Source organism: Candidatus Defluviilinea proxima, assembly GCA_016721115.1.
In the GTDB taxonomy this organism is placed as follows: domain Bacteria; phylum Chloroflexota; class Anaerolineae; order Anaerolineales; family Villigracilaceae; genus Defluviilinea; species Defluviilinea proxima.
Genome location: JADKIW010000001.1, coordinates 438,751 through 453,444 on the forward strand (window position 1 = coordinate 438,751; position 14,694 = coordinate 453,444).

A 14,694-nucleotide genomic window follows, 5' to 3' on the forward strand; every position below is an offset into this window, starting at 1 on the left:
GTGCACTGAATTTCAATTCAATTCACCCGGCACGACAAGACATCTTTAGAAGGTGCGGGGAGCAAATTGCTCCCCGCACCTAACTATCTAAAAACGAAACTTATTATTTGATCGTGAAGTTGTAGATGATCACGGCCTTGACGATGCTCGGGCGGCCGATCAGCAAGCGCAGGGCGCCGCCGGTACCGGCTTCGCTACCTTCACAAGCGATGAACTTCGCAACGCCAGTTTGGGCTTCGTCGATCGAGCACAATTTCTTGGCAGGATCATACGAGTTCGTTTCTTCGTTGAAGAAGCGGACCTCACCGACTAACTTGTCAGCCTGAGGTTGATCTTCAGGATTCACAGTTACGATGTCGGCATCACCAGCCTGTAACATGGCGAAGCGGGTGCCCCACTCGTTCACGTTCTTGATATTGACGCGTTCGAGCTTGGCAGGTTCGCGCCAGTAGTTTTCATTGCGGACGAGAACAATTTCTTCACCTGGAGTGATATGGTCAAGAACGAACGGACCAGTACCATTTTCAATCGAGTTGAACTGATTGACATCAGGCTCGTTGGTGTAGAAGTTCTGCCATGTATCGCAGGAACCATCCCAAGCGCCCTTCTCAACAGCCCACTTCTGATTCATCACAGAGCCCCAAGTTTGGGCAATGGTGGCGAGGAAGGGACCCCAAGACTGAGCGAGGGTCATGGTTACGGTGCCAGCGGCATCGTCAGCCACGATCGCGGCCTTGGTCTTTTCGCAAGCTTCCTTGAGCTTGGCGGGATCAAACGCCTGCATCGCGGCGCGATCATCATACACACTGCCGTTTTCAGGATCAACTAAAGCGGCAACATCATCCACGCCGTTGCCGAAGAACGGTTCGGTCAAGAGCCATTGTGGGGAGGAAGTACCACCTTGCAAGATACCGCGTTGGAAGGACCAAGCGACATCGCTGGGGGTCAATTCTTCACCATTGTGGAATTTCACACCCTTGCGGATGTTGAATGTCCAGGTCTTGCCATCTTCAGACACAGTCCAGGATTCAGCAAGCATGGGGACGAACTTATCGGTAGCGCCACCATCGTAGAACACGAGGGTTTCGTAGGTGTTCTGAACGATCTCACCGCTGGCGGTGTCATAGACACGAGCGGGATCGAGGGTTTCAATATCACCATAGGTGACGTTGTTGAAAGTTGTGGGATCCTTGGCAGGGGCAGCCTTGGTGATGGGGTAGTAATAATCACCAGGGAAAATAGGATTGTAAATACGGCCTTCTACCCATTGCTGTTCGTAACCATGGCTGATGCCGCTGGTGAGAATAGCGCCTGGAACCAGGTCATAGTACAACTGATTCATTTCCTTGTAGATCGCATCGCGTTTGGCGGGATCAACTTCGGCAACGCCCTTGTCCAACAAAGCCTTGAATTGTTCCTTCATTTCAGCAGGCATGTTCTGGCGACCACCATAGGAACCGGTGGTGTAGGGTTGGTACCAGTTATGGGGATCGTGAATATCTTCCTGCCAACCAGCGGTCATGATCGGGATCAAGCCAGCGCGTTGACCAGCGAGATAAGCAGGCCACGGCAGACCAAGGATTTCAACTGAGAACAGTTCGTTCACTTCGGCCAGGTTGGAAGCCAAAATTTCGGCAATCGCCTGACGAGTGGTATTGCCCTGGTTGTACAACATCTGGAGGCGGAAACCGGTGGTCCAAACATCGCCTTCGGGATCGTCGCCAGCGGCTACGCCGTCATGATCGAGGTCGGCCAGCTTGAATTCTTCAGCAGCCTTCTCAAGATCGAAGGTGTAGTGAGGGGCATTGAGATCGAAGCCAGGCATACCAGCGAGCGGCAACTGGAGGGCTTGAACACCTTCACCCTGCAAAACGTCGGCGATATAGGTATCCCAATCGAACGCATAGCTGAACGCTTTGCGGATGTGGACATCTGAAAAGAAGTCGGAAGGAATACCATTACCGTCCAACTGGCCGGAGCCAATGTACGGGCTGGTGGGGCCTGAAGGGGCGGCTTCTTCAGTCGCTACAGCTTCGGTAGCAACAGGAGCGGCAACATCTTCAGTTGCGGCGGGGGCCTCGGTCGCAGGAGCAGCGCTGCCGCAAGCGGCCAGCATCATGCTGAAGACAACCAGGAGGCTAAGTAAAGCAAAAATTTTACGCATTGTTTCTTCTCCTCAAAAGTAGTTATTTTGAATACGACACAGTGGACAACTTACATGACATTTCTGGGGGAACATCACCTCCTTTACAAGTATTATGCAACCATATGACAGGCCACAAAATGGCCTGGTTTTACTTCTCTAAAGTCGGGGCGCGATTCAGCACAGATCTTATCGGCAATGGGGCAACGCGTACGGAAGCGGCAACCAGAAGGCGGGTTCACCGGAGAAGGCACATCGCCTTCGAGGATGATTCGTTTCCGGCTTGCATCCGCAAGTGGATCTGGAATGGGAACCGCTGAAAGAAGCGCCTGTGTATACGGATGCAAAGGCTCACGATACAAATCATCGCGATCAGCCAATTCCATCAACACACCCAAATACATCACTGCAACCCGCTTACTGATATGACGCACCATCGAAAGATCATGGGCAATGAACAGATACGTCAAATTGAACTCTTCCTGCAATTCCTCAAGAAGGTTAACTACTTGCGCCTGAATGGACACATCCAAAGCAGAAATGGGTTCATCACAAATAATGAGAGATGGTTGAAGAGCCAAAGCGCGCGCCACACCAATACGCTGACGTTGTCCGCCGGAGAATTCATGTGGGTAACGATTGGCAAACGCAGGATTCAATTTAACCAAATTAAGCAAATGCTCGACGTAATCATCCAATTCCTTGCCCTTGGCCGCGTTATGAACCATCAAAGGTTCACCAACGATCTGACCAACGGTCATTCTTGGATTTAGGCTTGCATACGGGTCCTGAAAGATCATCTGCATCTGACGGCGCATCCAACGCATCTCTTCACTTTTGAGAGATACCAGGTCAGAGCCTTCAAAGACAACTTTACCCGATGTGGGTTTATATAATTGAAGAATGGTGCGGCCAGTAGTGGATTTACCACAACCGGATTCGCCCACAAGGCCAAGCGTCTCACCGCGTTTTATATCGAACGAAACGCCATCTACAGCGTGAACAGCACCCACCTGCCGCTGGAATACACCACGGTAGATCGGGAAGTGCATGACAAGTTCTTCAACATGAAGAATGACATCGTGATTTGTTGCGTTCATGAACGGTTTCTCCCTGTCTTGGTATCCACCCAGCAAGCGACACGATGTTCCGGCGACACATTTTCAAGCACGGGATTTTCCTTCCAGCAACGCTCCATCGCCCAGCGGCAACGCGGAGCGAACGGACAAGCAGTTGGTTTCTGCATCAGAACAGGCGGCAAACCTTCAATGGAATACAACTTGGATCGCTCCGTTCCATCCACACGAGGCAAGCTACCCAGCAAACCGATCGTATAAGGATGCGATGGGTTTGCATAAAGATCGTTCACCATCGCTTCTTCAATAATAAAGCCACCGTACATAACAAGTACGCGCTGGGCTAAACCAGCGACAACGCCAAGGTCATGTGTGATCCAGATGATCGCCATGCCTAGTTCTTCGCGCAAACGTTTGACCAGATCTGTGATCTGTGCCTGGATGGTAACATCCAAAGCAGTGGTCGGTTCATCTGCGATCAAGATCTGTGGGCTACAAGATAACGCCATCGCGATCATCACGCGTTGACGCATACCGCCTGAATATTGGTGGGGATAATCACCGAGTCGTTCCCGAGCTTTCGGAATACCAACCATCTCCAGTAATTCTGTAGCACGGTCACTGGCCTGTTTTTTGGTCATTCCTACATGCAACATCAACGGTTCTTCCAATTGACGACCAATTGTCAACACAGGGTTAAGCGATGTCATCGGGTCTTGAAAAACCATGCTGATCTGTGCGCCACGTATGTGACGAATCTCTTCGTTCCCCATTTGAAGCAAATCTTTCCCGTCAAAAATAGCCTTCCCTGCAGTCACTTTTCCGGGAGGAGATTGCACCAAACCTAAAACAGAAAGCATGGTTACGCTCTTACCGCATCCGCTTTCACCTACCACCCCCAGTGTTTCCCCTTCTTTCAATCCGAATGAAACTCCGTTCACTGCATGCACCGTGCCATCCGGTGTTTTAAAAGTCGTTTCGAGCCCCTGCACATCAAGGATGAAATCGGGCATTATTCATTATTCCTTTTGTAGTGGAGTAATTAGAGAATTCGTTCCAAGTACCAAGCAAACAAATTATACCTACATTCTCCATCGATAGGGCCGTACGGACAAGTTTTTAAAGTTTAAACCTATAAAAACAGTACCCCGGTATGCCAGGAAGCAATACTCCAGTAGGGTATTAAGGAAATGGGGAAAATCTTCAAACACAAACTGTTAAAGCAAATATTGATGAGCGTATCGAAGATATGCTTTGTTGACAGCCCCCTCCCCCAACGGTAGAATAACTTCGTTCGAAATTTTTTCATTGGAGGCATCCATGTTAAAGGAATTCAAGGAGTTCATTATCCGCGGTAACGTGCTTGATCTGGCCGTGGCAGTTATTATCGGCGGCGCATTTGGGAAGATCGTTACATCATTTGTCAATGATGTTTTGATGCCACCTATCGGCCTATTGCTCGGAGGCGTGGACTTCACCAACCTGTTCATTGCGCTGGATGGGAAAACATACGAATCACTTGAAGTTGCCAAAGCCGCCGGTGCCGCTACTGTGAATTACGGTCTCTTCTTGAATACGGTGATTGACTTCCTGATCGTTGCTTTGGTGATCTTCCTTGTCTTAAGAGCTGTAAACAAGTTAAAGAAGCCAGCTACCGTTGAGACGCCTGCCGCACCGACAACAAAAGAATGTCCTCAATGCTTTAGCACGATCTCGATCAAAGCCACGCGTTGCCCACACTGCACATCACAACTTTAAAAACCACTTCATTCAAGGAAAAGTAGAGAGTAGGTTTGTGATAGACTACTCTCTACTTTCTATTTCTCTATGGACTTTCTAGATAAACTCAACACGCAACAAAAAAGCGCGGTCACAGCGGAGAATGGGCCTGTTTTAGTCGTAGCAGGACCGGGGTCCGGTAAGACGCGCGTATTGACTCAACGCATCGCATATCTTGTTGCGGTCGAGGGAGTCCGCCCATGGCAGATTCTCGCTGTCACATTCACAAACAAGGCCGCGAAAGAAATGCAAGAACGAGTCAAACGTTTGCTTCCCGATCAGGCTATTGAGGGAATCATGCTCGGCACGTTCCATTCGATCTGTGCGCGCATCTTGCGCCGTGAAGCGGAGCATCTTCCCATCGAATCGAATTTTGTGATCTTTGATTCGGACGATCAAGAACGCATCGTCAAAAGCGTGATCCGCGAGATGAACATCAACGAAAAGTTGTATCGGCCTGCGAGCGTGCACGCCGCGATCTCACGCGCAAAGAATGAACTCATTCGAGCAGATAATTATCCCACCCCCACGTATAAAGATGAAGTGGTGAAGCGTGTGTATGGCGAATATCAAAAGCGACTGATCGCCAGCAACGCGGTGGACTTCGATGATATTCTCGTGTATACCGCGCGCTTGTTGGAAGAACTACCTGCCGTGCGAGACAAATACGCACAACGTTTTCGTCATGTATTGGTGGACGAGTTCCAGGACACGAACCTTGCGCAATACGCATTGGTCAAGGAACTTGCTTCGCATCATAAGAATATTTATTGTGTGGGCGACCCCGATCAATCGATCTATGCCTGGCGCGGCGCGGACTGGCGCAACATCCAACGGTTTGAGCAGGACTTCCCTGATGCAACGACAATTCTGCTTGAACAGAATTATCGTTCACGGCAAACCATCCTTGACGCCGCGATGGGTGTGATCAACAAAGCACGCAACCGCAAACAAAAACGACTCTTCACTGACCGAGGCACGGGCGATAAGGTCTTCTTCTATGAAGCGCCCGATGATTATGCAGAGGCATCGTTCGTTGTAGATACCATCGCGCAACTTGTCGCATCCCGTCAATATGAGCCGGGCGACTGCGCAGTGATGTATCGCACCAATGCCATGTCACGTTTGTTGGAAGAAGCATTCTTGCAAGCGCGCCTACCCTATCGTTTGGTCGGCGCACAACGCTTCTATGGACGCCGCGAAGTCAAAGATGTGATCGCCTTCCTGCGGCTCGTCCACAACCCTGCCGATGAAGCCAGCCTTGACCGCATCATCAACGTCCCACCGCGTGGCATCGGTGACAAGACGCTCACTACATTACATATGGTCGCGCGTCAAAACAACTTGCAACCTGGCCATGTGCTTCTCGATCTCGCACGCGGCGCGGACTCTTCGTACTGGCCTGCGTTCACAGGCCGTGCAGCACTATCACTTGCCGATGTGGGTGGCATGCTTGCCACGTGGCGTATCGCCGCACAGACGCTCACCATCCCTGAACTCTTCGATCGCATCGTCAACGATATCAACTTCAAAGAATACATCGACGACAACTCCGAGGAGGGCGAAGATCGTTGGGAGAACGTGCTTGAGCTCAAACGTCTCGCCGAGGAATATTCCACGCGCACGCTCGATGAATTTCTCGAGAACATCGCGCTCATCTCCGATCAAGACACCATCGCCGAGGGCAACGTCCCTACGCTTCTCACGCTCCACGCCGCAAAAGGACTCGAGTTCGGCGCGGTCTTCATCGTTGGGCTCGATGACGGCATCCTGCCACACAGCCGTTCGTTCGATGAACCAGAACAAATGGAAGAAGAGAGGCGGCTCTTTTACGTCGGCATCACACGCGCGAAAGATAAACTTTATCTCGTGCGTTCCATCCAACGTGGCGGACGTGGCATGGCCGAAGAGACGTATCCTTCACGCTTTTTAGATGATGTGCCTGCCGATCTGCTTGTGGGAAAGACGCGCACTGGACGCTCCCCATCCTCTTCATTTGGATCGAGCCGCACATCATCCTCCGAATCAAAGTGGGCGCTTCATAACAAGCCGACAACTGCTTCTGTTATCGAATCAAAGTTCCGCGCTGGGACTCGTGTCAAGCACCCGAGTTGGGGCGAAGGCATCATCCTCGACAGCAAGATCCAAGATGACGATGAGATCGTGGATGTGGTCTTCAACAGCGTTGGCATCAAACGCTTATCGGCCAGCCTGGCGAATTTGAAAATACTATAGCAATTCACCCTGGCGGTTTCGATACCTTCGCAATCAACCACCGGAAATAAAGGAAACATCAATGACCGACTCTCCCACCCCTCAACCCAAACGGACCGGCCTCATCATCTGGATGATCGTGTCTCAAATTCTGGCCCTCGGCTCACTTTTGATCTGGGTAGTCATGGCAGGACTCTCCGTCATGGCATTTGACTCAGGCGAAAGCCCGCAAGCATGGGCCTTCGTCATCGCGGTCTGGTCGTACCCCATCATTCCGCTGGTCCTTGTCATTATCGCGTGGATCGCATTCGCCAAACGCAAGAATGTTCTTGCAGGTGTGCTCTCAGGCTTATCCTTCGCCCCACCCTTTTTGTTATACATTTTCATCTGGGCGGCCAACCTGGTCGGCCCCTAATCACAAACGGACGGGATATCCCGTCCGTTTTGTTTTAATCCGAGCGAGTTGTAACCTATTCGTGACAAGTGCTAGTTGACATCACAAAAAAAATTCTATATAGTGATATTGAGTAAACTATACTCAGTGTGATCACAACTTGCGCTTTTTCGAAGATGCAAGAACACAATTTGTGATCGTGGGTATTATATCGAACGGCCGATATGATCCAAGTACATGCAATAAAACGGGTGGAATATGGGCGTATTCTTTCTCGCGCTGTGCTCCGAATCTATCTGCGGTTCCAAATGGAGAACTATCATGTCACAAAATGCCCAAACCGACCTAAAGCCCGAACATCCCAATCTGGCGCAGGGATGCTTGGACAGGATAACAAAAAATGCGCTGACCATTCTGGTTGTCATCGTCGTTGCGGGAATTCTCTTTTCGCTGGCCCGAGCGGCGGTGTATAAGATCCGTCCCTACGAGAGGGGACTCCACTTGAGGGGCGGAAAGTTTATTAATGTAGATGAACCCGGATGGCACGGTCAAATCCCCTTTGTAGATACAGTGATTATCGTAAACGTCATCGAACGCTCAGGGACAATTGACAGCCTGGCCGCGATGACCGCTGATGATGTCACGATGGATGTGTCCCTTCTCTACACCTATAAAGTCATTGACCCTGTACGATATCAACTTGAAGTGTGGGACCCGGACGCGATCGTCGCAGGCTATGTGCAGGGCACGCTCAGAGATGTGGTCAACACCCGCCACATGGACGAGGTGATGCACAGTCGCGCAGAGATCAACGCAGAGGTCATGTCCATCCTGAAAGAGAAACAACAACAATATGGCGTTGAATTCATCCTTGTTCAAATTCAGAACGCCGCGCCGCCTGCCGAAGTGGTAGGAGCGATCAAGAACAGGATGGTAGCCGAACAACTGCAAGAACAGGCGGCGGCCGAGGCCGATCAACAACGGACTCTGGCAGACAGTCAGTTCTACACAGCACAGAAGCAAGCGGAAGGGGAAGCCTATCAAACCACAAAACTAGCAGAAGCCCAAGCCGAAGCCTTGCGGATCATACTTCAAGAATTGGAAGATAAAGGGGCTCTTGGTGAACAATACATCCAAGTGCTGATCGCGCAGGAACTCAAGGACAATAGCAAATGGATCATCAGCGACGGCGATTCAATGCCCGTTATAAACCTTCAAGAACCCACTCCTGCCCCTTAGCAAATACAACATTTCTCAAACGGACGGGACATCCCGTCCGTTTTGTTTTAAACTATTCTATGCCATGTGCGAAGGCCATCGTATTATTGCAAGGCGATGTATGAGGAGATCGAACGATATCTTAAGTGTTTTAAAGTAACACAGTGTTTTTGTAGAGGCGTGTCCATCAAGTCAAAGCAATATCTTAACAACAAATAACGCAAGTTTCACATGGCTATCATTATTTTTCTCAACAAGATAGCATATTTATCATATCTTCGCATACCAGACACAAAAACTATGCTAGACTCGGCGCATCCTATGACTATTATTCCACCTCATACAATAGATGGGGCGTTGAAAAACCGTGAGTATCTGGAGCAAGCCTAATGTTTTTTGCCAGTCATCTTTTTATCCTGATCTTTTTACCTTTGACGTTGCTGCTATATTATCGGCTCTTCAAGTCATCCCGCAACAAGCTATTGTTCCTACTGGTTATCAGCTTGCTTTTTTATACTGCCGCCGGTTGGGAATTTGGACTACTATTGTTTGCCATTTCGCTCCTAACCTACCTATCCGGACAAAAAGGCTGGTACCTGCCCGGGGTTATTCTCAACCTAGGAGCACTATTCGTTTTTAAGTATCTAGATTTTGGTATAACGACTTTTAATCAATTAATGCACGCAGCCGGTTTCGGGCTTATCGCACCACTATTACAATTAGGGTTGCCTCTGGGAATTTCATTTTATGTTTTCAGGCATATAGGTTACCTGCTGGATGTAAAAGCTGGGCGTTATCCTGCTGCGAGTGAAGTCTGGTCATTCCTAACCTTCTCGTTCTACTTCCCCCAAATTAGCGCCGGTCCGATCAGCAGTTACAAAGAGATTACCGTGCAATTTTCCAATTTACCGGAGCACCTCGAACAAGAGCAGGCCACCGCGGGGTTGGTTCAACTGTCCTATGGTTTGGTTAAAAAAGTGTTAATCGCCGATCAACTTGGTTTACTACTGACATCAAACATCAATACACCAGGAAATTTTCCTGGTGTAATCCCAGCATTGTATATCCTGATCACTTACACAGCCCAATTATATTTTGACTTCTCAGGTTATACAGATATGGCGCTGGGCGTCAGCAGTCTATTCGGAATCAAGCTACCAGCGAACTTTAACAGTCCATACCTAGCTCAGGATATTTCTGAATTCTGGAAACGCTGGCACATTTCCCTTTCAACTTGGTTTCGTTATTATTTGTTTTCGCCTATCAGTCGCTTACTTCTAAAAAAATGGGGTCCAACCCATCGCGAATGGGCTCAGTATGCTACAAACTTGACGACCATGGCGTTGATTGGTATATGGCATGGCGCAGGTTGGGGTTACTTGCTATGGGGTATATACCATGGAGTGCTACTCAACTTAAATGTAAGATGGAAACAAAGTCAGATTAAAGTTCCAAACTGGCTCAGTCGCTCAGTTCTGCTTATCAGCCTCTTGTTTGGTTGGGCGCTGTTCATGAGTCCCAGTTGGGCATATTTCCGCCACTTACTAGCTGGGCTAAGTGGTATGCACGGTCTGGGAAGCCCTGATTTGCTTTACCAACTCTGGCAGCATAACGCGACCCTCGTGCTTCTCGCAGCTATACCATTAGCCTTTTCCGGTTACTCTGAAGCCGCCACGTTACTCGCAGATGACCACAGATTTACTTGGTGGCAAATGTTAACCTGGGGACTGCTGACCGCGCTCGCTTTGCTGGCAATTCAGCACGGGTTCGATTTCCTCTACGCCCAATTCTAAAGTACCAAGAAAATATTAGCAGTGGAGAAATAACACAATGAACAAGAAAAAGATATATTGGGTTGTGGCGGCCAGCGTAGTAATCGAAAATCTCTTGGTAACCACGTTTTTTGGAAAAGATCTATCGCGTATAGGATGGATAGATTTCACGGCATTGTTCAATCGAGTTTACCTCGGTACAGTTTTATTAATTCTGCTGATGCTTGTTTTGGATTCAAGTCTGAAGACACATAACTTCTCTATAAAAACAACTCGGTTCTGGTTAATCGGTTTTACCTCAATCTTATTCATTTCATTCTCAATGACTTACTATGCCAATCCGCATGATCGTTTCTCTGTGCAAAGATATTTGTTTTTAGACATCCGTGCTCGCAATATCAAAACTGCCTTATATGAAAAAACCAACTACGACCCGCAAATTATCATTCTCGGCTCATCGCGCGCTTTTACGTTTGCACCTGAATATATCTACCAGAAAACAGGTTACAACGCCTTCAATTTTTCTGTAGAAAGCGCGACCTTATTTGATTATTTTTGGCAACTAAAATATATTCTAAGCAAGAAAAAAGAAGGACAGCGGTCACCACAAGTCTTGGTCATTGATCTTGCCGCCTACATTCCTTCCGGGTTAAACACGGCAACAGCAGCACAAAAAACCTTCGCAAAACAACCTCTTGTAGCGCTACCGTATCTATCTTTGTCTCAGCAAAAAGAGGTTCTTTTCGCATACGGTGAAGATACTATGTCAATCCAATCGGTTTCGGACTCTTTATACTTAATAGCACATCCGTTTTTGACACCCAAAGTACAAGCAATAACCTTTCAGGCAGATGGTTTCGGCATAAGGAAACCCGTCACCCCGGAGGAATATCGCACTACCCTGCAATCGGATTTGAAAGATTACAAATATTCCGGCGCTGGAAATTTTTGTACCGAGCTAGATAGACAGGGAGTAGACCTGTTGGAACAGTTGGTATCCACCGCTGAACAAAATCATATCGGTGTTGTATTGTACCAAAGCCCACTCAACGAAGCCGTTTTACAGAAAATAATCTTAACCGATGATCGCTTTTATCAATGTCAAAAATTATTGACTGATCTCGTGAATCGATTGAAAAGCTCACATAAGAACGTCTGGTTCATTGATCTAATTACCTACCAACCCATTACAAGCATGAAAGAAGATGGATTTTACGATACCATGCACCTCAGGGAAAATGCTTCGCAGGCAGTCATAGACCAATTGCTTCCTAGTATCCAGATGGCGTTGCAATGGTCCAAGATACAAACGAAGTAAGTATCTAAGGATAGATGTGTTTTTTCAAACACTTTGTTTAGAGTTTTAGATACTGGAATAAGACATACTAATCAATACATGCTCAGTTCATCATAAACAATTTTCTGTGTCTCCGTGACAAATTATGCTAAACTCTTGACGCATTTCCCTGAATTCAAACAACTCATTACACAATTCCATAAATACATGGAAACCAGAAAAGGACGATCTTGAAAAAACTCTTACAGCTCATTGTTCTTCCATTATTTATCAGCATCCTGATTGGATGTACATCCCCCACCCCAACACCACAAAGCACATCATCTCCCGCACCTGCTTTGATTATTGAGCCCACGGCAACTTCGGCACCCATCCCAACGCCTGAACTTGTGGAGAGCCCCACGCCTACAACATCCAATTTCACTACGGGACAACATCCATTTACTTCCGAGAAGGCGGGGCGGAGCTATTTACTCTTCCTGCCTGCAGAATACGGGAAGGACCCTCAAAAACAATGGCCGTTGATCCTCTTCCTGCACGGCTCAGGGACGCGCGGCACGAAAATAGAATACCTCAAGCTTGAGGCTTTGCCACAAATTCTCGAGTTCACGCCTGACTTTCCTGCCATTGTTCTCTCCCCACAGTTGAATGATACAAACGCAGAAAGTTATTGGACGCGTGAAAAAGTAGAAGAGTCAGTTTTCACTTTGCTTGATGAAATCCAATCCACCTACATGGTGGACCCAAAGCGCGTCTATCTGACGGGCGTCAGCCTCGGTGCAAACGGGACCTGGGAATATGGACTACGTCACCCCGGTCGCTTTGCCGCACTGGTACCCGTGATGGGCTTCATCGGTGACACATCAGGCTTTCGAGTTCCAGACAATCTATGTGACTTGAAGAATGTCCCTATTTGGGCTTTCCATGGAGCGTTAGATTCCATCGTGCCGATATCAGCGGAACAGGGGCTGGTCGACGCGTTGAAAACCTGCGGAGGCAATGTCCAATTTACTATATACCCAGATGGCGACCATGACATTAGCGGACGGGCCTACACAGAGTCCGAACTTTTTCCGTGGTTATCGTCCCAGTCTCTAAAGTAAGTATCCATCCTAAAATTGCTCTCGCCGCCGTCCTCGGCGCCGAGGACGGCGGCGAGAGCAGAGGTTATCGTCTCAATCTCTAAAGTAAGTACAGTTTGATTTTGTACGGGCTGTTTTATGCTACACTCGCCACATGGAAACACTACTTACCCGTAACGGGCGTTTTATCTTTCCAACATATCCCACACATGAGGATCAACCATGACTTTCCCTCAATCATCCACCCCCCATCATTTCCTCGCCCAACTTGCAGGCGGCTGGACCGGCACATCCAAACTCTGGCTGGAGCCAGATAAGCTCGCGGGTGAAGCGCCGCTCGTCGGCACCATCCAACTCGTCCTCGACGGACGCTTTGCGCTGTTCCTGTATCAATCTGCCATTGATGGCGAAGCGCAACACGGCATGTTCACCTTCGGATACAACACCACCCTCGAACAATACGAAACCAGTTGGGTGGATTCATTCCACAACAACACCGGCATCATGTTCTGCATTGGCTCGGCCCGCGAAAATGGATTCGTTGTCCTGGGCGCTTATCCCGATCCCACCGGCGGGCCGGACTGGGGCTGGCGCACCGAAGTGGAACTGCTGGATAAAGATCATCTCACCATCACTGCCTACAACATCACCCCCGAAGGCGAAGAGGCCAAAGCCACCGAAGCGAAACTCACCCGAGTCAAACAATGAATATCCTTGTTTTAGGTGGCACGCGCTTTCTTGGACGTCACATCGTAAACTCTGCTCTTGCACGCGGACACCAAATCACGCTATTCAATCGCGGCAAATCGAACCCGAACCTGTTTCCCAACATCGAAGTCATTCTCGGCGACCGCGAACATGACATTGACAAACTTTCCGACCGTGCATGGGATGCCGTCATCGATACTTGCGGGTATGTTCCGCGCATCGTCCACGAATCAGCTGTCGGCTTAGAGCGAAGCGTGGGGCGTTATGTGTTCATCTCATCCATTTCGGTATATCCTGATTCCATTTTGAGCAAGATCGGCATCGATGAATCCGATCCTGTTGGTAAATTGGAAGATGAAACTGTCGAGGAGATCACTGGCGAGACCTATGGTCCACTCAAAGCGTTGTGCGAAAAGTTAGTGTTTGACATGTATGGTGACCGTGGATTGGTCGTGCGCCCTGGGCTTGTTGTGGGTCCGAATGATATAAGCGACCGCTTTACCTATTGGCCTGTGCGAATTGCCAAAGGCAGAGATGTGCTCGCGCCTGAAAAACCTGATGTACCTGTGCAGATCATTGATGTGCGCGATTTATCTGATTTCGTCATCAAGTTGATCGAAACAGAAGCCACAGGCATCTACAACGCAACAGGCCCCGAGTACGAATTGACCTTGGGCGCGATGCTTGAAACATGCAAACAAATCAGTGGAAGCGATGCGAACTTCAAGTGGGCTTCCGTTGAGTTTTTGAAACAGAACAACGTCGCCGAGTGGAGCGACATGCCCGTGTGGATTCCAAACAATGAAGAGAGTCAGGGGTTCTCACGCATGAACGTATCAAAGGGGATCAAAGCAGGCCTAAAGTTTCGGCCATTGGAAGATACCGTGCGCGATACGCTCGCATGGGCGAATACACGTCCTGCAGATCATGAATGGCGTGCAGGATTAAGGTCCGAAAGAGAGCAGGAATTACTCAACCTGCTAAATCAATAGTCAAGGAAAACACCTCGCT

12 protein-coding genes are annotated in these 14,694 nt (G+C 48.8%); 9 read left to right on the forward strand and 3 right to left on the reverse strand.

The window, feature by feature from the left end:
• Window positions 1–103: 103 nt before the first annotated feature.
• The 3 genes from IPP66_02090 to IPP66_02100 form a co-directional block, all read right to left on the reverse strand.
• On the reverse strand, window positions 104–2,164 hold the full coding sequence (locus IPP66_02090; protein MBK9924057.1) for a hypothetical protein: 2,061 nt from the start codon (window positions 2,162–2,164) through the stop codon (window positions 104–106).
• Window positions 2,165–2,256: 92 nt separating this feature from the next.
• Window positions 2,257–3,243 carry an ATP-binding cassette domain-containing protein gene (locus IPP66_02095; protein ID MBK9924058.1) on the reverse strand — a complete coding sequence of 329 codons (987 nt, stop codon included), beginning with the start codon at window positions 3,241–3,243 and terminating at the stop codon, window positions 2,257–2,259.
• Entirely contained in the window at window positions 3,240–4,232 is a 993-nt protein-coding gene (locus IPP66_02100) for an ABC transporter ATP-binding protein (protein MBK9924059.1), read from the reverse strand. Before IPP66_02100 ends, IPP66_02095 begins: the two co-directional genes overlap by 4 nt.
• Window positions 4,233–4,539: 307 nt before the next feature.
• On the opposite strand from IPP66_02100, the gene mscL reads away from it, so the two are divergent.
• From mscL to IPP66_02145, 9 genes are all read left to right on the forward strand, one after another.
• Window positions 4,540–4,977, forward strand: a complete 438-nt coding sequence (mscL, locus tag IPP66_02105; protein ID MBK9924060.1) for a large-conductance mechanosensitive channel protein MscL — start codon at window positions 4,540–4,542, stop codon at window positions 4,975–4,977.
• Window positions 4,978–5,046: 69 nt separating this feature from the next.
• The gene (locus tag IPP66_02110) at window positions 5,047–7,233 is read left to right on the forward strand and encodes a UvrD-helicase domain-containing protein (protein ID MBK9924061.1); all 2,187 of its coding nucleotides are present in this window, start codon (window positions 5,047–5,049) and stop codon (window positions 7,231–7,233) included.
• 61 nt (window positions 7,234–7,294) lie between these two features.
• Window positions 7,295–7,627 (forward strand): hypothetical protein, encoded by a 333-nt coding sequence (locus tag IPP66_02115; protein ID MBK9924062.1) that lies wholly within the window; start codon window positions 7,295–7,297, stop codon window positions 7,625–7,627.
• A gap of 300 nt (window positions 7,628–7,927) precedes the next feature.
• The gene (locus IPP66_02120) at window positions 7,928–8,845 is read left to right on the forward strand and encodes an SPFH/Band 7/PHB domain protein (GenBank protein MBK9924063.1); all 918 of its coding nucleotides are present in this window, start codon (window positions 7,928–7,930) and stop codon (window positions 8,843–8,845) included.
• Window positions 8,846–9,213: 368 nt separating this feature from the next.
• On the forward strand, window positions 9,214–10,617 hold the full coding sequence (locus IPP66_02125; GenBank protein ID MBK9924064.1) for an MBOAT family protein: 1,404 nt from the start codon (window positions 9,214–9,216) through the stop codon (window positions 10,615–10,617).
• Window positions 10,618–10,654: 37 nt separating this feature from the next.
• Complete coding sequence (locus tag IPP66_02130; protein MBK9924065.1) at window positions 10,655–11,914, forward strand: hypothetical protein; 1,260 nt, start codon at window positions 10,655–10,657, stop codon at window positions 11,912–11,914.
• Window positions 11,915–12,123: 209 nt separating this feature from the next.
• Window positions 12,124–12,996 (forward strand): dienelactone hydrolase family protein, encoded by an 873-nt coding sequence (locus tag IPP66_02135; protein ID MBK9924066.1) that lies wholly within the window; start codon window positions 12,124–12,126, stop codon window positions 12,994–12,996.
• A gap of 201 nt (window positions 12,997–13,197) precedes the next feature.
• Complete coding sequence (locus IPP66_02140; GenBank protein MBK9924067.1) at window positions 13,198–13,683, forward strand: DUF1579 domain-containing protein; 486 nt, start codon at window positions 13,198–13,200, stop codon at window positions 13,681–13,683.
• The gene (locus IPP66_02145) at window positions 13,680–14,675 is read left to right on the forward strand and encodes an SDR family oxidoreductase (protein ID MBK9924068.1); all 996 of its coding nucleotides are present in this window, start codon (window positions 13,680–13,682) and stop codon (window positions 14,673–14,675) included. The genes IPP66_02140 and IPP66_02145 overlap by 4 nt, the downstream gene beginning before the upstream one ends.
• Window positions 14,676–14,694 lie beyond the last annotated feature (19 nt).